Source organism: Pseudomonas sp. WS 5412 (assembly GCF_012985615.1).
GTDB lineage: Bacteria > Pseudomonadota > Gammaproteobacteria > Pseudomonadales > Pseudomonadaceae > Aquipseudomonas > Aquipseudomonas shahriarae.
In genome coordinates this window covers 221,901-246,057 of sequence record NZ_JAARMB010000001.1, presented here as the reverse complement: position 1 = coordinate 246,057, position 24,157 = coordinate 221,901, and the positions used below count along the sequence as shown (strand labels likewise).

General features: G+C 60.3%; 20 protein-coding genes. 11 read left to right on the top strand and 9 right to left on the bottom strand.

What is annotated here, in order from left to right:
* Positions 1-167: 167 nt before the first annotated feature.
* Complete coding sequence (locus tag HBR94_RS01210; protein WP_115129038.1) at positions 168-509, top strand: zinc ribbon domain-containing protein YjdM; 342 nt, start codon at positions 168-170, stop codon at positions 507-509.
* Positions 510-704: 195 nt separating this feature from the next.
* Positions 705-962, top strand: a complete 258-nt coding sequence (locus tag HBR94_RS01205) for a hypothetical protein (RefSeq protein ID WP_038443494.1) — start codon at positions 705-707, stop codon at positions 960-962.
* 105 nt (positions 963-1,067) lie between these two features.
* Here the strand turns inward: HBR94_RS01205 and HBR94_RS01200 are convergent, their stop codons facing one another.
* Entirely contained in the window at positions 1,068-1,685 is a 618-nt protein-coding gene (locus HBR94_RS01200) for an FKBP-type peptidyl-prolyl cis-trans isomerase (RefSeq protein ID WP_038443496.1), read from the bottom strand.
* Between the two features lie 147 nt (positions 1,686-1,832).
* Positions 1,833-2,321, bottom strand: coding sequence for a TIGR00645 family protein (locus HBR94_RS01195; RefSeq protein WP_057441112.1), 489 nt, complete (start codon positions 2,319-2,321; stop codon positions 1,833-1,835).
* Between the two features lie 164 nt (positions 2,322-2,485).
* On the opposite strand from HBR94_RS01195, the gene HBR94_RS01190 reads away from it, so the two are divergent.
* Positions 2,486-4,306: a hypothetical protein gene (locus HBR94_RS01190; protein WP_120734173.1), complete on the top strand. Its 1,821-nt coding sequence runs from the start codon at positions 2,486-2,488 to the stop codon at positions 4,304-4,306.
* Between the two features lie 8 nt (positions 4,307-4,314).
* On the opposite strand, the gene HBR94_RS01185 is transcribed toward HBR94_RS01190, so the two are convergent.
* Positions 4,315-4,635, bottom strand: a complete 321-nt coding sequence (locus HBR94_RS01185) for a hypothetical protein (protein ID WP_057441113.1) — start codon at positions 4,633-4,635, stop codon at positions 4,315-4,317.
* Between the two features lie 215 nt (positions 4,636-4,850).
* Positions 4,851-7,289, bottom strand: a complete 2,439-nt coding sequence (locus HBR94_RS01180) for an ATP-binding protein (protein WP_115129040.1) — start codon at positions 7,287-7,289, stop codon at positions 4,851-4,853.
* A gap of 265 nt (positions 7,290-7,554) precedes the next feature.
* Between HBR94_RS01180 and HBR94_RS01175 the strand changes: the two genes are divergently transcribed.
* From HBR94_RS01175 to HBR94_RS01160, 4 genes are all read left to right on the top strand, one after another.
* Complete coding sequence (locus tag HBR94_RS01175) at positions 7,555-8,043, top strand: DUF3015 domain-containing protein (protein WP_057441118.1); 489 nt, start codon at positions 7,555-7,557, stop codon at positions 8,041-8,043.
* A gap of 94 nt (positions 8,044-8,137) precedes the next feature.
* Positions 8,138-9,991: a DUF4105 domain-containing protein gene (locus HBR94_RS01170; protein ID WP_170044034.1), complete on the top strand. Its 1,854-nt coding sequence runs from the start codon at positions 8,138-8,140 to the stop codon at positions 9,989-9,991.
* 159 nt (positions 9,992-10,150) lie between these two features.
* Positions 10,151-10,453: a chorismate mutase gene (locus tag HBR94_RS01165; RefSeq protein WP_057441122.1), complete on the top strand. Its 303-nt coding sequence runs from the start codon at positions 10,151-10,153 to the stop codon at positions 10,451-10,453.
* 114 nt (positions 10,454-10,567) lie between these two features.
* On the top strand, positions 10,568-10,924 hold the full coding sequence (locus HBR94_RS01160) for a hypothetical protein (RefSeq protein ID WP_170044033.1): 357 nt from the start codon (positions 10,568-10,570) through the stop codon (positions 10,922-10,924).
* 69 nt (positions 10,925-10,993) lie between these two features.
* On the opposite strand, the gene gdhA is transcribed toward HBR94_RS01160, so the two are convergent.
* Together gdhA and ettA are read right to left on the bottom strand one after the other, a co-directional pair.
* Positions 10,994-12,331 (bottom strand): NADP-specific glutamate dehydrogenase, encoded by a 1,338-nt coding sequence (gene gdhA, locus HBR94_RS01155; protein WP_170044032.1) that lies wholly within the window; start codon positions 12,329-12,331, stop codon positions 10,994-10,996.
* A gap of 268 nt (positions 12,332-12,599) precedes the next feature.
* Positions 12,600-14,264 carry an energy-dependent translational throttle protein EttA gene (gene ettA / locus HBR94_RS01150; protein WP_029292090.1) on the bottom strand — a complete coding sequence of 555 codons (1,665 nt, stop codon included), beginning with the start codon at positions 14,262-14,264 and terminating at the stop codon, positions 12,600-12,602.
* 253 nt (positions 14,265-14,517) lie between these two features.
* Between ettA and HBR94_RS01145 the strand changes: the two genes are divergently transcribed.
* The 4 genes from HBR94_RS01145 (at position 14,518) to glyA (ending at position 20,580) form a co-directional block, all read left to right on the top strand.
* Entirely contained in the window at positions 14,518-15,129 is a 612-nt protein-coding gene (locus HBR94_RS01145) for a LysE family transporter (protein ID WP_169959794.1), read from the top strand.
* A 115-nt stretch (positions 15,130-15,244) separates the two neighbouring features.
* Entirely contained in the window at positions 15,245-15,370 is a 126-nt protein-coding gene (locus HBR94_RS28500; protein WP_262383337.1) for a hypothetical protein, read from the top strand.
* 3 nt (positions 15,371-15,373) lie between these two features.
* Positions 15,374-19,096: a bifunctional diguanylate cyclase/phosphodiesterase gene (locus HBR94_RS01140; RefSeq protein WP_262383340.1), complete on the top strand. Its 3,723-nt coding sequence runs from the start codon at positions 15,374-15,376 to the stop codon at positions 19,094-19,096.
* A 230-nt stretch (positions 19,097-19,326) separates the two neighbouring features.
* On the top strand, positions 19,327-20,580 hold the full coding sequence (glyA, locus tag HBR94_RS01135) for a serine hydroxymethyltransferase (protein WP_057441128.1): 1,254 nt from the start codon (positions 19,327-19,329) through the stop codon (positions 20,578-20,580).
* A 70-nt stretch (positions 20,581-20,650) separates the two neighbouring features.
* Here the strand turns inward: glyA and yjiA are convergent, their stop codons facing one another.
* From yjiA to HBR94_RS01120, 3 genes are all read right to left on the bottom strand, one after another.
* The gene (gene yjiA / locus HBR94_RS01130) at positions 20,651-21,610 is read right to left on the bottom strand and encodes a GTPase (RefSeq protein WP_169990509.1); all 960 of its coding nucleotides are present in this window, start codon (positions 21,608-21,610) and stop codon (positions 20,651-20,653) included.
* 178 nt (positions 21,611-21,788) lie between these two features.
* Positions 21,789-21,986: a YbdD/YjiX family protein gene (locus HBR94_RS01125; RefSeq protein WP_057441132.1), complete on the bottom strand. Its 198-nt coding sequence runs from the start codon at positions 21,984-21,986 to the stop codon at positions 21,789-21,791.
* A 15-nt stretch (positions 21,987-22,001) separates the two neighbouring features.
* Complete coding sequence (locus tag HBR94_RS01120; RefSeq protein ID WP_115129043.1) at positions 22,002-24,068, bottom strand: carbon starvation CstA family protein; 2,067 nt, start codon at positions 24,066-24,068, stop codon at positions 22,002-22,004.
* Positions 24,069-24,157 lie beyond the last annotated feature (89 nt).

The window sequence follows — 24,157 nt, the reverse complement described above, 5'->3', positions numbered from 1 at the left end:
GTGGGAGCTGGCTTGCCTGCGATAGCATCACCTCGCTACAGCTGATAGACCGAGGTGTCTGCATCGCAGGCAAGCCAGCTTCCACATTTAGACCGCATCGCCCCTCCCCCCGACAAAACCCTATATAATGTGCGACTTTTAGCCATCCTGACTTTCAAGGAGCTTTAGTGAGCACGTTGCCACCCTGCCCAAAATGCAATTCCGAATACACCTACGAAGACGGCGCCCAGCTGATCTGCCCGGAATGCGCCCATGAGTGGTCCGCCGGTGGTGAAGCCGAAACAACCAGCGATGAAACCGTAAAAAAAGACTCTGTTGGTAACGTCCTGCAAGACGGCGACACCATCACCGTGATCAAGGACCTCAAGGTCAAGGGCACCTCGCTGGTGGTCAAGGTCGGCACCAAGGTCAAGAACATCCGCCTGTGCGATGGCGACCACGATATCGACTGCAAGATCGACGGTATAGGCCCGATGAAGCTCAAGTCCGAGTTCGTCCGCAAGGTCTGACCGGCCTGCCCCCCATCCCGCGCCTGACGCGGGATGGCGTTTCACCCTCCCCCCATGACCTCCCCAGTAGCAAAAGGCCAGCCCTGTTGACCTTGCACAATGTCCACTCCGAAAAACCAGGAAATTGCCAATAGGCACTTGCTATTCTACGAATAAGAATTATTCTCATTGAAACTCTTCAAGGAGATGCGACCCATGACTTATTTGATTGATGCCTGGCTGGACCGTCCGCACCCTTACCTGCGGATCCTTCATCGGGAAACCGGCGAAGTGTGTGCGGTACTGGAAGAAGAAGCGCTGAATGAACTGCAGGACCAGGGCGACCTGGACGTCAACGGCCTGAGTTCCAGTGAGCCTGGAGTGCTGAAGGAGGTGGTGAGGAATCTGTTTCTGTTCTGCTATGCCCGAGCGTTGCGCCCGGTGACGGAGCTCAATGGCAAGTTTCACCCATGAGCCACCACCCGCTTTATGTGTGAACTGGCTTGCTCGCGATGCAGGCAAGCCAGCCCCCACACAAGCCCGGCCCTATAGAGAGCCAGGCGTAACCTGCAGCGGGTCTTACAGAACGTCGAGCAGCTCGACGTCAAATACCAGAACGCTGTGCGGCGGGATGCTGCCAACGCCTTGTGCGCCGTAAGCCAGTTCGCTCGGCACGTACAGGCGCCATTTGCTGCCGGCATTCATCAGTTGCAGGGCTTCGGTCCAGCCAGCGATCACGCCGCCGACCGGGAATTCTGCCGGCTGACCACGCTCGTAGGAACTGTCGAACACAGTGCCGTCGATCAGGGTGCCATGGTAGTGGGTACGTACCTGGTCTTCACGGGTCGGCTTGGCGCCGTCACCAGCAGTCAGCACTTCAAATTGCAGGCCGGAAGCCAGGGTGGTGATGCCGTCACGCTTGGCGTTTTCAGCCAGGAAAGCCAGGCCAGCACCCGCGGCCGCTTCAGCCTTGGCGGCTGCTTCGGCTTGCATGATGTCGCGGATCACTTTGAAGCTGGCAGCCATTTGTTCCTGGTCAACACGGCTTGGCTTGCCGCCGAACGCGTCGGTCAGGCCGGCCAGGATCGCGTCCAGGCTGACGCCCGGTGGCGGGTTGTCGCGCAGTTGGTCACCCAACTGACGGCCAATGCCGTAGCTGACGCGGGTTTCGTCGGTGGACAGATTGACTTCGGACATGGAAAGGCTCCGCTGTAGGACAAACCCAAGATGCTGCAAAAGCGCAGTTTCTTGCGTGTCATCCAAACTAAAAGGGCGAGCAGACTAGCACACTCGCCCTACGCTTGATCAGCCCAAAATCCCAGGCAAACAGGCGCCCGGCGCGGATCAATGCTTGGTGAGTTTATCCAGGTAGCCCATGGCAAACGCCGAGATCACGAAGGTCATGTGAATGATCACGTACCACATCAGGTGCTGTGGATCGACATTCTTGGCATCCATGAAGATACGCAGCAGGTGGATCGAGGAAATCGCCACGATGGAGGCCGCCACTTTCATCTTCAGCGACGAAGAGTCCATGGTGCCCAGCCAGTTGAGCTTTTCCTTGTTGTCGTCGATATCCAGTTGCGAGACGAAATTCTCGTAGCCGGAGATCATCACCATCACCAGCAAGCCACCCACCAGGGCCATGTCGATCAACGACAGCAGCACCAGGATCAGCTCCGACTCGGCCATCGCAAAGACATTGGGCAGCAGATGGATCACTTCCTGGAAGAATTTCAGCGCCAACGCCAGCAGCCCGAGGGACAAGCCGAAATAGATCGGCGCCAGCAGCCAGCGGGAGGCGTACATTGCATTTTCGATAAAGCGTTCCATGGAATCTCACACAGCTTGGCTAGAAATGGCGGCGAGTATATCAGCCGCGCGCATCGCGCCATAACCACCCGGAAACTGACCTGTAGCGCTTCTGTAAGACAATTTTTCTGCTAGTGTCGGCCCCATCAACGTGGCTCGATGCTGCCGGACAGGAATCTCAAATAATGGATGTGCGATCTCCCTTGGCCAGTCTTGGCCTGTGTGTGGCATTGCTGGCGGCCAGCGGCTGCTCCCCCAGCGACGAGCACAAGCAAGCCACTCTCGAAGAAAAAACCGCCCAGTTCGAACAGTCCCTTGACACCATCCAGGATCCCCGCCTCAAAGAGGCCGTAGGCGAACTGGGCGGCTCGCTGCTGCTACTGGAGCGGGCGCGCATCAAGCTCGACACCAGGCCTGTCGAGACCGAGTACGGGGAAAACGCCCTGGCCGTGCTTGCCCACTACCCTACCCCGCAAGCCCTGGTAGATACCTACATCAACGGGCTGTTTGTCCTGCGCAAGAACTCGCACTCGGACTACCTGACCGATCTGCAACCGGTGTTCCCGTTCAGTTTCAATATGCCGGACCAATTCCCCTTTCCCCATGGCCTGGAATGGCAGTCGGTGACCCTGAGCAACAACAAGATCATCCCGTTCCAGCCGGAATGGTCGGAAACCGACCCCGGCATTCAGTTGAGCCCCAGCAGCTCCAACCTGACCAATCCGGACGACCTGACCGTGACCTATCCGTTCATCGAAGGTATCGAGACGGACAACAAGAGCCAGCCGCAGCCCGTCATGCTCAAAGGCCAGGTCGAGGTGATTGCCCCGAGTAAAGTCCTGGCCTTCGACCTGACCCGCCAGGACGTGGGCCAGAAACGCACTCAGGAAAACATCACGCTGACCCTGCTGGCCCTGGAAAACAACTACGCAGAGATCGAGCTGAGCAACACCAGCCCCCTGGCGCCACAAGTGGCAGATGAATCACCCAACCCGCTGCTGGTCCAGGCCCGGGACACCACGGGGCAGTTTCTTTCCCGCTCCGGCTCGATCAACGAAAGTGCCGCCCAGGTCGCCTTCTACGAGCAGCAACTGGCACAGATGCGCAAGCAGAACACCTGGTCCGAGGCCTTTGAGAAACAGTTGGAAGACGCGCAAAAAGCCTTTGAACAAAAGCAGGCCAGCCACTACGCCAAGGTCTACTTCAATGGGGTGATCGATACGCTGCAGGTCAACGTGCTGGATTTCTCCGACGCGACAGTCACCCATAAGGATCTGGAGCTGCCTGTACGGCGCTTCGACAAGAACAGCCTGGAAAAGACCGTCCAGGGCCTGCCCATGCCGGTCACTGTGTATGACGACCAAGCTGCGGACTGGCTCAAAAGTGCCACGCTCTCCGAAGACCAGCTCAAAAGCAGCATCACCATCAGCCAGTCAGTAGAGGACGCCAGCGCCGCCCACATCACCTTCGACCACCCTTTCACCTTCAATGACGACCTGGTCGGCTCGACACGCACCAGCAGCGACGCCCCGCTGACGTTCTTTACCGCAGATGATGAAGGCAACCGCGGGGAACCCATCGAGTTGCCCACCGAAGCCTTTGAAGTCGACCCATGGCGCGGCGCCATCACCTACGATCTCAATTTATTCCCGGAAACCCCGGCCTATGCGGTGGGATCCATCCCGCTGTTCCTGGCCACGATCGAAAAAAACACCCTAGACACCACGCACTTGCCCAAGGGCCTGTTGCTGAAAGATAACGCCCTGATCGTCGACCAGGCGCTGTTCCCTTCCGACAGCTGGCGGTTCTTTGCCAAGGATGCCAGCGGCAACTACCTGAAGGAAATCCTAGGCGTCAGCCACCGCGCCGAGGAATACGGCACCGCACTGTTTGACGTGCATTACTTTTATGGCCAGCCGACCGTGCTTGAAACCTACCAGCGCACTGCGCTGAACACGCTGCAATACGGCTTTGAGGTCAAGCTGGACAAGCCCGAGACCAAATAAGCCGTGGGCTAGAGGTGAACCGCATGAACCCGCCCGCCATTTAGCTGGCGCAGGTGTGCCTGCAGGTGCAGGCACCATATCTGCGGATCGTCGGCCAGTTCATAGCCGTGCAGGGTCAGGCTTTGCACGATGGAATCCAGCATATTTTCTGCGACGAACGGCCCAGGGAAGGGCCCCTGGGACTTGATGGTCGAGGGCTGCTCGCCGGTCATTCCGGCGGCAAACAGCAACGTCCACATCCCGGTATCCCCCGCAAGAGGGCGAATGGAACATTCAATTCGGGTGACCAGGCCCAGGCACTGGCGAGTGAGGCAAAGGCTGCGCGGCATAGCGGCGACCCTCGGTAGATCCGGTGTTCAGCCTCCAGACACAAGGCTGTCTCTATCCCATGACCCCTGTAGCTATCCCTAGAGCTGAGAATAGAAGAAAACCGGTACAAACCAAGGCCGTAGGGACCAACGGCGGTTGGCCCCGAAAAACCCAGTCAAAATCATGACACGCTGTCTGTAGGGGCGAGCAAGCTCGCGCACCTACAGTGGAAACCTCAGCTTGGCTTGGCTGCGGCCAACGCCTGCTGCGCCAGCTCCTTTTCCGCCTCCTTGAGGTCTTCTTCGCTGATCATCTCGGCAATGGCCCGCAGACGCTCAACTACGCGGGCATTGACGCTGCCCTCGGGGAATTGCCCTTCGGCATCCGGCTCACCGGCAGGCTCGCCCACCAACAGGCTCAAGGCTTCGTCGGCCTGGCGCACGGCATACACGTGGAACTGCCCTTGCCTTACCGCCTGCAAGACCTTCTCGTCGAGCATCAACGTCGCGACGTTGGCCTGGGGAATGATCGCACCCTGCTCCCCGGTCAAACCACGGGCCTCGCACAGGCGGAAGAAACCTTCGATCTTCTCGTTGACCCCACCCACCGCCTGCACTTCGCCGAACTGGTTGATCGACCCGGTGATGGCAAAGCACTGCTTGAGCGGCGTCTTCGACAGTGCCGAAATCAGCGTGCAGGCCTCGCCCAACGAGGCGCTGTCGCCATCGACATAACCATAGGATTGCTCCAGGGCGATACTTGCGGAGATCGCCAGGGGGAATTCCTGGGCATAACGGCTGCCCAGGTAACCGGTGAGGATCATCACGCCCTTGGAGTGGATCGGCTGGCCGAGGTTGACCTCGCGCTCGATATCGACGATGCCGCTGCCGCCGGGGTACACCGTGGCGGAAATCCGCGCAGGCACACCGAACGCCGAATCACCGACCTCCAGCACGGTCAGCCCGTTGCATTTGCCCACTGCGGCACCCGCCGTGTCGATGAGGATTACCCCGGCGAGCATGTCGTCGAGAATCCGCGCCGAGACCCGCCCGGTGCGCGTGGCCTTGGCTTTCAGTGCACGCTCGATATGCCCGGCGTCGGTGCGTTCGTCGCCCGCCAGATGACGGATGAAGTCCGCCTCGCTGACCAGTTGGAACAGGTCGCCGATCCGCGCCGACAGGCGCGCCTGGTGCTCCGCCAGGCGGGCGCTGTAGGTCGCCAGCCGCGCCACGGCATCCGAGGTCAGCGGCGCCATGCCTTCTTCCGAGGTGCGGGTTTTGAGCAACTGGGCGAATTGCTCCAGGCTCTCATCGACCATCGGGATATCTTCATCGAAATCCACCAGCACCCGGAACATCTCCTGGAAGTCCGGATCCAGGTCTTGCAGGGTGTAGTACAGCGAACGGGCGCCGATGATGATGACCTTGACCTGCAACGGGATCACTTGCGGGTTGAGGGTCACAGTGGCCAGGCGGCCCAACTCGCCCAGGGGCGACTCCATCTTCAGCTTGCGCGATTGCAGGGCTCGCTTGAGCGCATCCCAGACAAATGGCTCGCTGAGCATCTTCTCGGCTTCGAGGATCAGGAAACCACCGTTGGCGCGGTGCAACGCCCCCGGGCGCAGCTGGCGATAGGTGGTGTAAAGCGCGCCCTGGTCAGTGCTGTATTCGATACGGCCAAACAGGTTGTCGTAGGTCGGGTGCGGCTCGAACACCACCGGCGCCCCACCATTGAGCGGATGGCCTACCACCAGGCTCGGGCAGTACTGCTCTTCGAGCAACTTGCGCGCCTGGGCGTCGGTTTTCGCGTCATCCACCAGCAGCTCGACCACGGTCTTGAGCAGATAGACCTGCATGGCTTGCAGGTAGCCGCACACCCCGGCGTTCTCGGCGTACTTTTCCGACAACGGCGCCAGCAACGGCTGCAAGGCCAGGGTGATGGTCTCTTCGTTGAAATGGCGCATCTGGTTGTTGGACTCGCGCTTCCACTGCGGCAAGCTGGCGAGTTCTTCGTTGAGGCGCTCTTCCAACGCGGAAATATCCGTGTGGAAACGCTCGCGGTCGGCTTCCGGCAACTGCGAGAACTCGGCCTCGTCCAGGGCCTTGCCATCGAGCATCGGGGTAAACGCGATGTTGGTGCTATCACGGTACAGCGCCACGTCCTTTTCCAGGGCCAGGCGCTCGATCACATCCAGGGCACGGTCGTAGCGCTGGTTGAAGGCACGGTCGATGGCACTTTTGCGCTGTTGATACGTTGGGTGCTCGAACACTGCCGGAAAGGTGGCGACGAGGTTGTCGATCAGGCCACTGATATCGGCGATAAAGGGCGCCGCACCGCCCGCAGGCAACTCCAGGGCGCGGGGCTCGCGAGGCTCGTCGAAGTTATTGACGTAGACCCAGTCTGCCGGGGTCTGCAGGCGCTTGCCTTCGGCCTTGAGGTAGCGTTTGACGAACGAGAAACGGCCGGTACCGGGCTCACCCATGACAAATACGTTGTAACCGGGGCGCGGCATGGCCACACCGAACTGCAAGGCTTCAACCGCGCGTTCCTGGCCAAGCACACCGCGAAAGGGCTCCAAATCATTGGTGGTCGAGAAGCTGAACTGTTCAGCGGAGAAAGGACGGGTCAGCGCTTCGGGCGCTAGACGCAAGCTGGCAGCAACAGGATCAGGCATCGGGCTTCCTTACATCAGGCGGGGCAATGGCGGCATTCTGGCGCCGTGCGTAGCCGGCTGGCAAGGCACGACTGAGGTAAAGCATAGACACGGGATGCCGCCTGCAAAAAAACCAGTCTGCATTGATTGTTTTACAAAAAACCACGGAACCCTTGGAACATGCCTAAACTCCAAACTGCGCGGGTTGGACTAATAACTGGCCCCTAGGGTGCTTTGCGGCGCCTGAACCCTTGTCCATTGGTTTGCACACTAAGAGAACAAAGCTATGAAACGGATCCTTCTCGGTACTCTCTTCACCGTTGTCTCCCTCAATGCAATGGCCGAAGCGCCAGGTGGCCCGAACTGTGGTTGGGGCAACATGTTGTTCGAAGGCCAGCGCGGCACGCCGGCTCACTTCCTCGCTTCCACCACCAACGGCACCTCCGGTAACGCCACTTTCGGCATGACCTCGGGCACCAACGGTTGCAGCACCAACAGCGCGCTGACTTACGGCGGCAAATCGTGGATTGCCATGAATGGCATGATGAACGAGCTGTCCGAAGACATGGCCAAAGGCAATGGCGAAGCTCTGACCACCTATGCCGTGGTCCTGGGCGTTGCTCCAGAAGATCGTGATCACTTCGCCGCTGTGACTCACGAGCACTTCCAGCAGATCTTCAGCAAGGCTGACGTGACCGCAGAAGACGTGCATTCCAACACCCTGGCGATCCTCAAAGGCGACGCCCGCCTGGCGAAATACGCCACCCAGGCTTAAGCTCGACCTGCCCGCGCCCTTACCCGGCGCGGGTTTTATTTTTTGGACCTGCCCCTTTCTTGGGTCTTTATTTATTCCGACTTAAGTTGCCCCTATGCTCAAACGCCTTGCCAGCCTGGCACTCTTCGCCTGCGCCCCGCTATATGCGGCGCCGCACCTTGATGATCAACGTTTGCAGCACCTGGCCAATGATCCGTTCTGGCTCTCGCTGGGGCACTACGAAGCCGGCAAGCTCAAAGGCTGGCGCAGCTATGTCAGCGACGCGAAATTCTTCCTCGCCAAAGACGGCGCGCACCACCCGGACGCCGAACTCAAGGCCACCGTCGACGCGCTCTACGCACCGGCCAGCCTCGGCGAAAAACATGCTCAATGCGTGTATCCGGCCCGCACCCGCTGGCTCAAGGACCAGTTGCACCTGACCGACCTGCCCGCCGTGGACTGCGTCGAATTCAAGCAATGGTTCAAGGATGTCGCGCCCCACAGCGCGGTGATGATCTTCCCCGCGGCCTACCTCAACAGCCCGTCGTCGATGTTCGGCCATACCTTGCTGCGTATCGACCAGGCTGACGTGCAAAGCAACAAGACCGCGTTGCTCAGCTACGCGATCAACTTCGGCGCCTACATTGAAGGTTCGGACAACAGCATCCTCTACGCCTGGAAAGGCCTGATGGGTGGTTATCCCGGCCTGTTCGCCCTGGTGCCCTACCAGGAAAAACTCTCGGAATACCGTAGCCTGGAGAACCGCGACCTGTGGGAATACCGCCTGAACCTGACCCAGGTCGAGACCGAGCGCATGGTCGAGCATGTGTGGGAACTCAAGCAGATCCAGTTCGACTACTTCTTCTTCGATGAAAACTGCTCGTACCGCCTGCTGGAATTGCTGCAAGTGGCCCGCCCCGGCCTGCGCCTGACCGAACAGTTCCCGCTGACCGCCATCCCCACCGACACCGTGAAAGCGGTGAAGGACGCGGGCCTGGTGGAAAAAATCGACTACCGTCCGTCCCGCGAACGCGAATTGCTGGAGCGCGCCAAGCCCCTGGACAGTGACGAGCAGCAATGGGTGCTAAGGATCAGCGATGACCAGAAGCAGCTGCAAGACCCGACATTCAAAGCCCTCGGCAAAGACCGCCAGGCCCTGATCATCGACGCCGCCTACCGCCTGGGCCGCTACCGCGCCAACGGCCTGGAGCGCGACAGCGAACGCTCCCAGCGCAGCTTCGAGTTGTTGCGGGCGATCAACCAGAACCCGGCGCCCGACCTGCAGATCGAGCGCCCCGGCCTGCCGGAGAACGGCCATGAGTCACGTACCTGGCAGGCCGGTATCGGCACCCGTGGCGACAAGGCCTTTGCTGAGTACGGCCTGCGCATGGCCTACCACGACCTCAACGACAACGCCGAAGGCTTCCCCCTGGGCGCGCAGATCGAGATCCTGCAAATGAAACTGCGCCAGTACGAAGGCAACAACTGGCAATTGCAGCAATTGGACCTGGCGACCATCCGTTCCCTGACTCCGCGCAATGAGCTGCTGCAGCCGTTGTCCTGGCAGGTCACCGGCGGCCTGGAGCGCGTGCCGGGCAAACATGACGACGAAACCCTGGTCAGCCATGTCAACGGCGGTGCCGGCGGCACCTGGCAACTGCACGACGACATGCTCGGCTTCGCCCTCGGCACGGTACGTGTGGAACATAACAACGACTTCAGCGAATTCATCTCCCCTGCGGCCGGCTTTAATACCGGCCTGCTGTGGAAAAACCCACTGGGCAACCTGAGCCTGGAGGCCAAGGGCGACTTTTTCACCAATGGCGAGGTAAGGCGTAGTATCAGCCTGAATCAGCAGTGGGAAGTATCACGCAACCTGGGTGTGCGCCTGAGTGCACAACGGGAGTTCAGCCACTTGGCAACGCCGGTGAACGAAGTGATGCTTGAAGTGAAGTGGTATCACTACTGAACGGCCCCAACGCCTATTGAAGATCCAATGTGGGAGCGGGCTTGCCCGCGATAGGGATGTGTCAGTCGCTGTGGATATGACTGATCCACCGCCATCGCGGGCAAGCCCGCTCCCACATTGGGCCCGCGTTTATCCCGCACCTTAAGGAGTTTTTACGACATGGCCGTTACCTGCACCACCCTTGAACAAGTCCGGGAAAACATCGACCGTCTTGATCGACAGATCGTCGCCCTGCTGGCCGAACGCGGCAGCTTCGTGTCCCAGGCCGCCGGTTTCAAAAAAGACAGCGATGGGGTCAAGGCCCCTCAGCGCGTCGAACAGGTCATCAGCAAGGTTCGCGATTTAGCGCAGACCCTGGGCGCCAACCCCGACGTCACGGAGCAGGTGTACCGCGCGATGATTGGCGCATTCATCCAGCAGGAACTGGCCGAACACGCCGCTCTCTCGCAACCCACCACATAAGCCCCTGTGGCGAGTAAGCCGCCCAAACACATTACTCACCCGCTTTTCACATCTCCCCGACGAATCCCCTTCTAGACTTCCCTTATCAGCCGCTTAACGGCCTGGGAGTATGAGATGTGGCGGTTCGCCGTAATGCTGGGGGTGGTGATGGCGCTTTCAGGCTGCCAGTCCACCCGCGATGAGTTGCTGGCCAAGGGTTATCCACCGCCCTTCGCCGACGGGTTTGACGGTGGCTGTAGCAGTGGGCGCCAGGCGGCCGGGGTGATCACCGGGACGTTTCGCAAGGACGTCCCGCGTTACTTGAAAGACCGCGCCTACGCCGAAGGTTGGGAAGATGGCTTTCGCCAGTGCAAGGCCATGCGTGAGAGCGAAGACCGCGATGAGTATAGGGAACGCCATTGGGACGAGCGCGAGCGCGCCTGGCAGCAGGAGAAGGACCGCGACGCCGCACGGGCGTATCGCAGCCAGTAACACCACCCAGAACGAATGTGGGAGCTGCAAGCCCCCACAATTGATTCTCGGTGGCGCTCAGGTCGCAGCCTAGACGATGCCCTGCGCCAGCATTGCATCCGCCACTTTCACAAAACCGGCGATGTTCGCGCCTTTCACGTAGTTGATCCGGCCGTTTTCTTCGCCGTAGTGCACACAGGCATGGTGGATCGACTGCATGATGTTATGCAGCTTGCTGTCCACTTCACCGGCGGTCCACAGCAGACGCATGGCATTTTGGGACATTTCCAGGCCACTCACTGCCACGCCGCCGGCATTCGATGCCTTGCCCGGCGCGAACAGGATACCGGCGTCGATAAAGATATCCACAGCCTCCAGGGTCGTCGGCATATTGGCGCCTTCGGCCACGCAGATGCAGCCGTTGCGCAGCAGAGCGCTGGCGGCTTCGGCGTCCAGTTCGTTCTGGGTCGCACAGGGCAGGGCGATGTCGCATGCCAGTTCCCATGGGGTCTTGCCGGCGCGGAATTCCAGGCCAAAACGCGGGGCCAACTCGCTGATGCGCCCGCGCTGCACGTTTTTCAGCTCCAGCAGCGCCGACCATTGTTCCTCGGTCAAACCAGTCTCGCAGTACAGGGTGCCTTCGGAGTCGGACAGGGAGATCACCTTGCCGCCCAGGTCCATGACTTTGCGTGCCGCGTATTGTGCCACGTTGCCGGAGCCAGAGACTGCCACGCGCTTGCCTTCAACCCGCTGGCCCTGGCGCTTGAGCATCTCTTCGGCGAAGTACACGCAACCAAAGCCGGTGGCTTCCGGGCGGATCAGGCTGCCGCCGTAGCTCATGCCCTTGCCGGTGAATACCGAGGTGAATTGGTTGCTCAGGCGCTTGTACTGGCCAAACAGAAAACCGATTTCCCGAGCGCCCACGCCGATATCGCCGGCCGGGACGTCCACGTCTGCACCGATATGACGGTACAGCTCGCTCATGAACGACTGGCAGAACCGCATGACTTCGGCGTCGCTCTTGCCCTTGGGGTCAAAGTCCGAGCCGCCCTTGCCGCCGCCCATGGGCAGCGAGGTCAGGGAGTTCTTGAAGGTCTGCTCGAAGGCGAGGAATTTCAGCACCCCCAGGTTGACCGAGGGGTGGAAGCGCAGGCCACCTTTGTAAGGGCCGATGGCGCTGTTCATCTGGATACGGAAGCCGCGATTGACCTGGACCTTGCCCTGATCATCAACCCACGAGACCCGGAAGGTAATCGCGCGTTCCGGCTCGCAGATGCGCTCCAGAATGCCCGAAGTCAGGTAGTGGGGATTGGCCTCAAGAAACGGCCACAGGCTGCGTAGGACTTCTTCCACAGCCTGGTGGAATTCCGGCTGGTCCGGGTCGCGTTTTTTGAGGCGGGCAAGGAAGGATTCGACGGATTCGATCATGAAAAGTCTCGGCAGATTTATTGTCATTAATGGCGATTTGCCCAGGACTTTATCAATTCGCGCCGCACCGTGACAGGGCAAAATGTCGCCTTTGTGAATTTAAATGGTGCAATAGATATAAATAACCCTGATTTTCTGCCCCTTAACAGGGATTTCAACAAGAGCTATGCACCAATAGTTAAACCGCTAATGCAGGCAACTCGGGCCACCTCAATTGTGCAAAAAAAAACGGAGCCCGAAGGCTCCGTTTTGTTCAAACCAACCCGAATCAGGCCAGTTTTTTGTGCCGTACACGATGCGGCTGGGCAGCCGCTTCGCCCAGGCGCTTCTTGCGATCGGCTTCGTACTCGGTGTAGTTGCCTTCGAAGAACACCGCTTGCGAGTCGTCTTCGTACGCCAGGATGTGTGTTGCCACGCGGTCCAGGAACCACCGATCGTGAGAGATCACAATCGCGGCGCCCGGGAAGTCCAGCAGGGCTTCTTCCAGGGAACGCAGGGTTTCAACGTCGAGGTCGTTGGACGGTTCGTCGAGCAGCAGGACGTTGCCGCCCTCCTTCAGGGTCAAGGCCAGGTGCAAGCGCCCGCGCTCACCACCGGACAGGTCCTTGACGAACTTCTGCTGGTCGCCACCCTTGAAATTGAAACGGCCAACGTAGGTGCGCGACGGGATTTCATAGTTGCCGATACGGATCTGGTCGGAACCGTCGGAAATCTGCTGGAACACCGTTTTGCTGCCGTCGAGGTCTTCACGGCTCTGGTCCACGCAGGCCAACTGCACGGTTTCGCCGACTTCGATGGTGCCCGAATCCGGTTGTTCCTTGCCCATCAGCATGCGGAACAGCGTGGATTTACCCGCACCGTTACCCCCGATCACGCCGACGATGGCGCCTTTAGGCATGGAGAACGACAGGTTGTCGATCAGCACGCGATCGCCATAGCCTTTGCAGACGTTCTTGAACTCGATGACCTTGTCACCCAGGCGCGGACCGGCCGGGATGTAGATTTCGTTGGTCTCGCTGCGCTTCTGGAACTCCTGGGACTGCATTTCCTCGAAGCGTTGCAGACGGGCCTTGGATTTCGACTGACGAGCCTTGGCACCTTTGCGCACCCACTCCAGTTCGTCCTTCATGGCCTTTTCATGGGCCGACTGCTGCTTGGATTCGGCCGCCAGACGGTCGGACTTGGCTTCCAGCCAGCCGGAGTAGTTACCCTCGTAAGGGATACCGGCGCCGCGGTCGAGTTCCAGGATCCAGCCCGCGACGTTGTCCAGGAAGTACCGGTCGTGCGTGATCGCGACCACGGTGCCCGGGAAGTCATGGAGGAAGTGTTCCAGCCAGGCCACGGAGTCAGCGTCCAGGTGGTTGGTTGGTTCGTCGAGCAGCAGCATGTCGGGGGCCGACAGCAGCAGGCGGCACAGCGCCACGCGGCGCTTTTCACCACCGGACAGGTGCTCGACCTTGGCGTCCCAGGCCGGCAGGCGCAGCGCATCGGCGGCGACTTCCAGCTGGCGCTCCAGGTTGTGACCGTCGCCAGCCTGCAGGATGGCTTCGAGCTTGGCCTGTTCGGCGGCCAGTTTGTCGAAGTCGGCATCCGGCTCAGCGTAGGCCGCGTAGACTTCGTCCAGGCGGGCCTGGGCGTCCTTGATCACGCTGACGGCTTCCTCGACCACTTCACGCACGGTCTTGGACGGGTCCAGGATCGGCTCTTGCGGCAGGTAACCGATGTTCAGTTCGGGCATTGGGCGGGCTTCGCCTTCGAACTCGGTGTCGACGCCGGCCATGATTTTCAGCAGCGTGGACTTACCCGAACCGTTAAGGCCGAGTACGCCGATCTTGGCGCCCGGGAAGAAGGACAGCGAAATGTTTTTCAGGATTTCCCGCTTCGGTGGAACAACTTTGCCCAACCGATGCATGGTGAAAACGTATTGAGCCAAAATGTGGACCTCGTAAAAAGATGAGAACAGGGCCTGCGTAGCGTCATGGCGCTGTACGTAGCACATCGAATGATCAAGGTTAACCTAAGTCAGCGACGGCGGGCAGATTGACAGGCGCTTTTGAGCCGCGCTTTTTCCTGCTGTGGGCCAGATGGAACACAATACCCGGCAACATCCCCCTAATGAAGAAGACACATGCCACCTGCATTCTGGACCACGCCTTACCCCCTGACTGTCCCGGGAGACAGCTTCGATGCTTAACGTCATGTCTGCACTTGGGCTATTGCTCTTGATGCCGGGGCCGACCAATACCCTGCTATTGCGCTCGGGCGTGCTCTCGGGTTTCAGGCGGGCCTGGACCCTGAGCCTGCTGGAGTGCCTGGCCTACCTGCTGCAGATCTCTTTTTGGGGCTACGCCCTCAGCCATATTGGCGCCAATGCGCCCTGGTGCCTGAAAGTGATGCAGTTCGTCTCTATTTGTTACCTGGTCAAGACCTCGTACGACCTGTGGCGCGAGCCCGCCGTCGACCTGTCCCTGCTGCCCGGAGCGCGGGTGTCGAGGTGGCACTTCTTTTTACTGACGCTGATCAACCCCAAGGGTTTGCTGGTGGTTTCGTTCATCGTGCCGGTGCAGACCTTTGCCGATCTGGCCTTATATGGGCAGTTCGTCATGCAATTCACCGCAGTGGTGATCCCAGTGGGCTGCGCCTGGGTGCTATTCGGCGCACGCATCAAACGCAGCGGGCATGCCTGGCTGACGCCGCAGAACATAAACCGCACCGCTTCTGTGGTTATTAGTTGCTTTGCACTGGCCATTTTATTCAAACTGGCGGATGGCTTGATCAGTACTGGCCCGGCGCTGTAGTCCTGCCAGGCGGGGCTGGCACTTTGCCACAACTCAAGGCATGCTAGCCGCCCTTCGGGCGTCCGGCTTATAGTGCACGTCGCGCGCCAATCCAGCCAAACCGCAGGATCACAGCTTGACCAACGTAACAAAGCCGAGCCCGTTGCGCGCAGCCCATATTGCGCCGGGCGCCCCCCTGCACGGCCCCCTCAAGGGCGCATTGGCGACGCTGGTCCTGTTGCTGCTCGCACTATTGTTCTGACAACTGCTGGATCAATTGCAGCAGAACCAGAAGGACCAACAGCAATACACCATCAACTACAGCGCCGACCTGGCCGAACAGATCAGCCTGAACATGGCCCTGAGCGCGCAAATCGCCCTCAACCTGCTGCCGATCGTCGAACCGCCACGCAATGAAGAACAACACCAGGCCCTGATGCGCAGCTTGCAACGCTCGTTGCCGGAACTGCGCAGCGTTGCCCTGCTCGCCCCCAGCGGCGCGATCCTCAGTGACTCCGCCGATAACAGCCAGGACAGTGCCTGGCTCGAAGAACTGGTCAAGCGCAGCCATGCGCAGTCCTATTATTTGAGCAATAACGGCGACGGCTCCATCATCTACCTGCTGCTGCACCAGCCCAGCGGCGGCGCCAAGATGTACTGGGTGTTGCGCCTGGCTCCCAATTACCTGGCCAACCTGACGCGCCAGGACGGCCAGGGCTCACGCCCGATGTGGGCAATTGAAAACCAGGTGAACCACCGGGTTGTCAGCCGTGACAGCGGCATGCCCAGCCAGTGGTCGGCCGGGCTGACCCCCGAAGAGCTGAATAAAACCGTACTGGTCACCCCTTTGAGCAAAAGCGACTGGCAACTGCGCGGGCTGTTTGATCGCGCCGCTGTGCTGGAGCAACTGCTGCCGGCGTTTATCGGCAAATGCCTGCTGGGCCTGGCCTTTTCGCTGATCCCGGTGCTGGTGCTGCTGAACATGCGGCGGCGCCAGCGCCAGGTCAATGAAGGCCGGCGCCGCTATCAGGATATTTTCGACGGCACCGGTGTGGCCTTGTGCGTGCTCGACCTGTCGGGCCTGCGCGGTTTCTTCGACAAAGCCCAGTTGCACACCCGCGAGCAATTGCAGGAGTGGCTGCACAACAGCCCCGAGCAACGCCAGCAATTGCTCAAGGAACTGCGCATCACCGAGGTCAACCAGGTCGCCGTGCGCCTGCTGAACGTGGCGTCCTGCGAACAGGCCTGGGAACGCTTGATCGACGGTTGCCCGCTGAACACCAGCGCCATCGGCTACGCAGTGCTTGAAGCGGTGCTGATCCAGCACAAACAGCTGGAGCTGGAGATTCAACTCAGCGACATCGAGGGCAACGACCAGTACCTGTGGCTGGTCATGCGCCTGCCGGAAGAACAGCACGACTATAAGGCGGTGATCCTCAGCATCAGTGATATCACCAGTCGCAAACTGGTGGAACTGTCGCTGGTGGAGCGCGAGGCGTTCTGGTCGGACGTGGTGCGCACCGTGCCGGACCACCTGTATGTGCAGGATGTGATCAGCCAGCGCATGATCTTCAGCAACCACCACCTGGGCCACACCCTGGGCTACAACAAACACGAACTGCAGCAAATGGGCGAGTACTTCTGGGAGATCCTGCTGCACCCCGAAGACGCCGAGAGCTATCACGACCTGCGCCAGCAACAACGCGCCGCCGGGTACCTGGCGCAGTTGCAATGCCAGTTGCGCTTTCGCCACCGCAACAACCAATGGCGGCGCTTCGAGATCCGCGAACAGGCCCTGGCACGGGACAAGACCGACCAGGTCACGCGGATTATCGGGGTGGCCAAAGACATTACCGACCAGATCGAGGCCAGCGAATCCCTGCGCGACAGCGAGCAGCGCTACCGCATGCTGGCCGAAAGCATCAGCGACGTGATTTTCTCCACCGACAGCAAGCTGGCCCTCAACTACGTTAGCCCGTCGGTAAATGCGGTGCTGGGCTATGAAGTCGACTGGATCTTCAAGAACGGCTGGCAATCGACCATCGCCAACCCGCAGCAACTGACCGGCATCTACACCCTGGTGGAGCGGGTCAGCCGCGCCCTCGACCAGCCCGAAGCCCTGGCCCTGTTGCGCGACGATGTGCAGACCCAGCTGTTCCTGTTCGATTGCCTGCGGGCCGACGGGCGCAAGGTGCCGATCGAACTGCGCCTGGTACTGGTGTGGGACGAGCACGGCGCGTTCGAAGGCATCCTCGGCGTGGGCCGCGATATCAGCCAGCAACGCCGCGCCGAGAAAGACCTGCGCATGGCGGCCACGGTATTCGAGCACTCCACCTCGGCGATCCTGATCACCGACCCGGCCGGCTATATCGTGCAGGCCAACGAAGCCTTCAGTCGGGTCAGCGGTTATGCCGTGGCCGATGTGCTCGACCAACTGCCGAACATGCTCACCGTCGACGAACAGCAGGAAGCCCACCTGCGCTATGTGCTCAAGCAACTGCACCAGCACAGCACCTGGGAAGGCGAAGTGTGGCTCAAGCGCCGCAGCGGCGAGCACTACCCGGCCTGGGTCGGCATTACCGCTGTGCTCGATGACGAGGGCGACCTGGCCAGCTATGTGTGCTTCTTCAGCGACATCAGCGAGCGCAAGGCGAGCGAACAACGCATCCACCGCCTGGCCTACTACGACGCCCTGACCCACCTGCCCAACCGCACGCTGTTCCAGGACCGCCTGCACACCGCGTTGCAGTCGGCCGAACGACAAAAGTCGTGGGTGGTGCTGATGTTCCTCGACCTCGACCGCTTCAAACCGATCAACGACTCCCTGGGCCACGCCGCCGGCGATCGCATGCTCAAGGAAATGGCGACCCGCCTGCTCGGCTGTGTGGCCGAGGACGACACGGTGGCGCGCATGGGCGGTGACGAGTTCACTTTGCTCCTGCAACCCCGGGTCAGCCGCGAAATGGCGCTGAACCGGGCGATTCATGTGGCCGAACAGATCCTCGCCAGCCTGGTGAAGCCGTTTGTGCTGGAAGGCCGCGAGTTTTTTGTCACCGCCAGTATCGGTATCGCCCTGAGCCCTCAGGACGGCAACGAACTGAGCCAGTTGATGAAAAACGCCGACACGGCGATGTACCACGCCAAGGAACGTGGCAAGAACAACTTCCAGTTCTACCAGGCCGACATGAACGCCAGCGCCCTGGAGCGCCTGGAACTGGAAAGCGACCTGCGCCATGCCCTGGACCAGAACGAATTCGTGCTCTATTACCAGCCACAGTTCAGTGGCGATGGCAAACGTTTGACTGGCGCCGAAGCCCTGCTGCGCTGGCGTCACCCACGCCGTGGCCTGGTGCCACCGGGGGATTTCATTCCGGTCCTGGAAGAGTTGGGCCTGGTGGTGGACGTGGGCGACTGGGTGATCGACGAGGCGTGCCGCCAACTCAAGACCTGGCACCAGAACAAGGTGCGAGTGCCCAAGGTCTCGGTGAATATTTCGGCGCGGCAGTTCTCCGACGGGCAGTTGGGCACGCGGATCGCCACCATCCTCAAGGAAACCGGCCTGCCGCCGGCGTGCCTGGAGCTGGAGTTGACCGAAAGCATCCTGATGCGCGAGGTCAACGAGGCCCTGCAGATCCTTGCCAGCCTGAAAAACCTCGGCCTGAGCATCGCTGTGGACGACTTCGGCACCGGCTACTCATCGCTCAATTACCTCAAGCAATTCCCCATCGACGTGCTGAAGATCGACCGCACTTTCGTCGACGGCCTGCCGTCTGGCGAACAGGATGCGCAGATCGCCCGGGCAATCATCGCCATGGCCCACAGCCTGAACCTGGCGGTGATCGCCGAAGGCGTGGAAACCCATGAGCAACTGGACTTCCTGCGCGAGCATGGCTGCGACGAGGTGCAGGGCTACCTGTTCGGGCGGCCGATGCCGGCCAATCGGTTTGAGGCGCAGTTCAGTAACGACGCCCTTTTCATGTTTGACTGAGGTTTTGCGGTGGGGCTGATGGCCTCATCGCGGGCAAGCCCGCTCCCACATTTTGATTTGCGAACACATTCAAATGTGGGAGCGGGCTTGCTCGCGAAGGGGCCATCAAATACGCCATCCATCTCTGGATGAACGCCACTTGTCCGCGACATGATGTCCTTTCATATGCCATCTAAAACCCATTGGGTTAGAATGCCCCTCTTTTCTGCCCCCGATCCTTGAGGACCGCCATGTTCAGCCGTGATTTGACTATTGCCAAGTACGACGCCGATCTCTTTGCCGCCATGGAGCAAGAAGCTCAGCGCCAGGAAGAGCACATTGAGCTGATCGCTTCGGAAAACTACACCAGCCCTGCCGTGATGGAGGCTCAAGGTTCGGTTCTGACCAACAAGTACGCCGAAGGTTATCCGGGCAAGCGTTACTACGGCGGTTGCGAATTCGTCGATATCGTCGAGCAACTGGCTATCGACCGCGCCAAGGAACTGTTCGGCGCCGATTACGCCAACGTCCAGCCACACGCCGGCTCCCAAGCCAACGCGGCCGTGTACCTGGCCCTGCTGCAAGGCGGCGACACCATCCTGGGCATGAGCCTGGCCCACGGCGGTCACCTGACCCACGGCGCCAGCGTTTCCTCCTCCGGCAAGCTGTACAACGCTGTCCAGTACGGCATCGATGGCAACGGTCTGATCGACTACGACGAAGTCGAGCGCCTGGCCGTCGAGCACAAGCCAAAAATGATCGTGGCCGGTTTCTCTGCCTACTCGCAGATCCTCGACTTCCCACGCTTCCGTGAAATCGCTGACAAAGTGGGCGCCTACCTGTTCGTCGACATGGCCCACGTGGCCGGTCTGGTCGCCGCTGGCGTCTACCCGAACCCGGTGCCTTACGCTGACGTGGTGACCACCACGACCCACAAGACCCTGCGCGGTCCACGTGGCGGCCTGATCCTGGCGCGCGCCAACGCCGATATCGAGAAAAAGCTGAACTCCGCCGTATTCCCAGGCGCCCAAGGTGGCCCGCTGGAGCACGTGATCGCCGCTAAAGCGATCTGCTTCAAGGAAGCCTTGCAGCCTGAGTTCAAGACTTACCAGCAACAAGTGGTGAAAAACGCCCAGGCCATGGCCACTGTGTTCATCGAGCGCGGTTTTGACGTGGTGTCCGGCGGTACTGAAAACCACCTGTTCCTGCTGTCGCTGATCAAGCAGGACATCTCCGGTAAAGATGCTGACGCTGCCCTGGGCAAAGCCTTCATCACCGTGAACAAGAACTCTGTACCGAACGACCCACGTTCGCCGTTCGTCACCTCGGGCCTGCGCTTCGGCACCCCGGCCGTGACCACTCGTGGCTTCAAGGAAGCAGAGTGCAAGGAACTGGCTGGCTGGATCTGCGACATCCTGGCTGACCTTTCCAATGAAGCCGTGATTGACGCGGTACGTGAGAAGGTCAAGGCCATCTGCAAGAAGCTGCCGGTATACGGCGCTTGATTGCAGTTGCTTGAATAAGAAGCCCGGCTCTTGAGCCGGGCTTTTTTATGCCTGTTGACCGCGTTTCAAGTCAGGGTTGGTAGACCCGCTGGAAGCCTTCGCGGATCTTGTCTTCCGGCAACTCATCGGCAATAAACACAATCACACTCTCCCGCGCCTCACCCTCGGCCCATTCGGTGTCCCAATCGAACCCGTAGAGCTTGAGCACGCCCTGGAACACCATGCGCCGATCTTCCCCGGCGATGTTCAGCACGCCCTTGTAGCGCAGCAGTTGTTTGCCGTGTTCTTCCAACAGTTCGTTCATGAACTCACTGAGCCGGTCGATATCCAGCGGCTGGTCGGTGCGCAACACCAGGCTGGAGATACGGTCGATGGACGGCGCCTGGCTGACCGGGCGCAGGGTCATGCCGGCGTTGAGGTTAAAGCCGCGCACGTCCAGCAGCTCAGCCAGGTCGATCTTGCCATGTTCCACCACACGAATCGGCGCACGACGGTTGATGCGGGTCAGGCGCTGACTGAGCGCCTCGAAGCTGGCGTCGTCCACCAGGTCGCGCTTGCTTATCAGCAGGCGGTCGGCAAAGCCGATCTGGGCCTGGGCGATGGTCTGGGTCAGGTGGTGCTCGGCGTGGGCCGCGTCCACCAGGGTGATGATGCCGTCGAGGAGATAGCGCTCGCGCAATTCCTCGTCGATAAAAAAGGTCTGGGCCACCGGCGCCGGGTCAGCCAGACCGGTGCACTCGATCACCAGACGGTCGAAGGCGATCTCGCCGCTGTCCAGGCGTTCGAGCAGCAGGTACAGGGCTTTGGTCAAGTCGGTGTGGATGGTGCAGCACACGCAACCGTTGGACAGGGTCATGACCTGGACCGGCTCATCGCCCAGTAGCTGGGTGTCGATGCCGGCGTCACTGAATTCGTTTTCGATCACGGCGATTTTCAAGCCGTGCTCGGCCTTGAGCAGATGGCGCAACAAGGTGGTCTTGCCAGCGCCGAGGAAGCCGCTGAGGACGGTGACGGGGATGGGAGAGGACAAAATATTCTCCTTGAGGAAACACAAAACAAATGTGGGAGCGGGCTTGTGTGGGAACGGGCTTGCTCGCGATGCAGGCAACTCGGTCTATCTGGTATACCGAGGTGATGCTATCGCGAGCAAGCCCGCTCCCACACAAGCCCGCCCCCACAGGGGATCACATAGGCCCAACCCTATTGGATCAACAGCACTTGGGCCCGCCCTTGCCGCCGTAACGGGCTTCCTGGCGCTCCCGGAAGAACGCCTTGTAGTCCATCAACGGCTTGTCCGGGTGCTTGGTTTGCATATGCTCGACGTAGGTGTCGTAGTCGGGCATGCCGACCATCAGGCGTGCAGCCTGACCGAGGTATTTACCGAGGCGACCGATGTCATTGAACATGTCTGCAACCCTCTATCACGCGTCCGGCATGGCTTGGAATGGTGCTTCTTTATCCGTACGTTCCTTGGTGCCCCAGGCGGCAACGCCGACCTTGATGGCATAGAACAGGATGCTGAAGACCACGAACAGGAACAACACCGTCAACGTCGCGTTGGTGTAGGCGTTCCAGATCACGTGCTGCATCTGGTCGATACTCTTGGCCGGGGCCAGGATCTGCCCATTGGCCAGCGCATCGCTGTACTTCTTGGCCAGCGACAGGAAGCCGATCGCCGGGTTGGCGTCGAACAGCTTGATGAAGCCTGCGGTGGTGGTGCAGATCAGCAGCCAGACAGCCGGCAGCAGGGTCACCCAGATGTAGCGCTGGCGCTTCATTTTGATCAGCACAACGGTGGCGAGCATCAGCGCGATACCGGCCAGCATCTGGTTGGAGATGCCGAACAGCGGCCACAAGGTGTTGATACCACCCAGCGGGTCGATCACGCCCTGGTACAGCAAGTAGCCCCACATCGCCACACAGCCTGCAGTGGCGATCAGGTTGGCCGTCCAGGACTCGGTACGCTTGAGCGCCGGCACGAAGGAACCGAGCAGATCCTGGAGCATGAAGCGCCCGGCACGGGTACCGGCGTCCACAGCGGTCAGGATGAACAGCGCTTCGAACAGGATTGCAAAGTGGTACCAGAACGCCATGGTGTTTTCACCCGGCAACACACTGTGCAGGATTTGCGCGATGCCGACCGCCAGGGTCGGCGCACCGCCGGCACGGGCCAGGATGGTGGTTTCACCGATGTCATTGGCCACCGCTTGCAGCGCTTCCGGGGTAATCGCAAAGCCCCAACTGCTGACGGTTTGCGCAACTGTCACCACATCAGTGCCGACAATCGCCGCAGGGCTGTTCATGGCGAAGTACACGCCTGGCTCGATCACCGAAGCGGCAACCATGGCCATGATGGCGACGAACGACTCCATCAACATGCCGCCATAACCGATGTAGCGCGAGTGGGCTTCATTGGCCAACAGCTTGGGCGTGGTGCCCGAGGAAATCAGCGCGTGGAAACCCGATACCGCGCCACAGGCGATGGTGATGAACAGGAACGGGAACAGGCCGCCCTTCCACACCGGGCCAGTGCCGTCGATAAACTGGGTCAGCGCCGGCATTTTCAGGTCAGGCATGGTGACCAGGATGCCAATCGCCAGGGCGATGATGGTGCCGATTTTCAGGAAGGTAGACAGGTAGTCGCGCGGGGCCAGGATCAGCCACACCGGCAGTACCGCGGCCACGAATCCGTAGCCAACCAGCATCCAGGTGATCTGGATCCCGGTGAAGGTGAAGGCCTTGGCCCATACCGGATCAGCGGCAATCTGCCCGCCGAGCCAGATCGAACCCAGCAGCAACAGCACGCCAATGATCGAAATTTCGCCGATGCGGCCCGGACGGATGTAGCGCATGTACACGCCCATGAACATCGCGATCGGGATGGTCGCCATCACCGTGAAGATGCCCCACGGGCTTTCGGCCAGGGCCTTGACCACGATCAGCGACAGCACCGCGAGGATGATGATCATGATCAGGAAGCAGCCAAACAGCGCGATAGTCCCGGGAATGCGGCCCATTTCTTCGCGGACCATGTCCCCCAGGGAGCGGCCGTTGCGACGGGTGGACAGGAACAGGATCATGAAGTCCTGCACCGCACCCGCCAGCACCACGCCGGCAATCAGCCACAGGGTACCGGGCAGGTAGCCCATCTGTGCAGCCAGTACCGGGCCGACCAGAGGCCCCGCGCCGGCAATGGCGGCAAAGTGGTGACCGAAGAGAATATGTTTGTTGGTCGGCACATAGTCCAGACCGTCGTTGTTGATCACTGCGGGGGTGGCCCGCCGTGGATCGAGTTGCATCACGTTATTTGCGATGAACAGGCTGTAGTAACGATAAGCCACCAGATAAATGGCGACTGCCGCGACTACAATCCACAAGGCGTTGATTGCCTCGCCGCGCCGCAAAGCCACTACGCCCAGGGCGCACGCTCCTACGATTGCCAGCAACAGCCAGGGTAGATGGCGGAGCAGGCTATTATTATTTTTCATTTTTATATTCCAGCCAGGGTGGACAGAAAGACAGCCAGTCCGAGTTTAGCGCGCTGTGCCCTAAAGACCAGCCCCCTACGTTGGTCTAG

Coding starts and splice junctions, on each gene's coding strand:
- HBR94_RS01205 (WP_038443494.1), top strand. CDS start 705: ATGACTTATTTGATTGATGCCTGGCTGGACCGTCCGCACCCTTACCTG.
- HBR94_RS01200 (WP_038443496.1), bottom strand. CDS start 1,685: ATGTCCGAAGTCAATCTGTCCACCGACGAAACCCGCGTCAGCTACGGC.
- HBR94_RS01195 (WP_057441112.1), bottom strand. CDS start 2,321: ATGGAACGCTTTATCGAAAATGCAATGTACGCCTCCCGCTGGCTGCTG.
- HBR94_RS01190 (WP_120734173.1), top strand. CDS start 2,486: ATGGATGTGCGATCTCCCTTGGCCAGTCTTGGCCTGTGTGTGGCATTG.
- HBR94_RS01185 (WP_057441113.1), bottom strand. CDS start 4,635: ATGCCGCGCAGCCTTTGCCTCACTCGCCAGTGCCTGGGCCTGGTCACC.
- HBR94_RS01180 (WP_115129040.1), bottom strand. CDS start 7,289: ATGCCTGATCCTGTTGCTGCCAGCTTGCGTCTAGCGCCCGAAGCGCTG.
- HBR94_RS01175 (WP_057441118.1), top strand. CDS start 7,555: ATGAAACGGATCCTTCTCGGTACTCTCTTCACCGTTGTCTCCCTCAAT.
- HBR94_RS01170 (WP_170044034.1), top strand. CDS start 8,138: ATGCTCAAACGCCTTGCCAGCCTGGCACTCTTCGCCTGCGCCCCGCTA.
- HBR94_RS01165 (WP_057441122.1), top strand. CDS start 10,151: ATGGCCGTTACCTGCACCACCCTTGAACAAGTCCGGGAAAACATCGAC.
- HBR94_RS01160 (WP_170044033.1), top strand. CDS start 10,568: ATGTGGCGGTTCGCCGTAATGCTGGGGGTGGTGATGGCGCTTTCAGGC.
- gdhA (WP_170044032.1), bottom strand. CDS start 12,331: ATGATCGAATCCGTCGAATCCTTCCTTGCCCGCCTCAAAAAACGCGAC.
- HBR94_RS01145 (WP_169959794.1), top strand. CDS start 14,518: ATGCTTAACGTCATGTCTGCACTTGGGCTATTGCTCTTGATGCCGGGG.
- glyA (WP_057441128.1), top strand. CDS start 19,327: ATGTTCAGCCGTGATTTGACTATTGCCAAGTACGACGCCGATCTCTTT.
- HBR94_RS01125 (WP_057441132.1), bottom strand. CDS start 21,986: ATGTTCAATGACATCGGTCGCCTCGGTAAATACCTCGGTCAGGCTGCA.
- HBR94_RS01120 (WP_115129043.1), bottom strand. CDS start 24,068: ATGAAAAATAATAATAGCCTGCTCCGCCATCTACCCTGGCTGTTGCTG.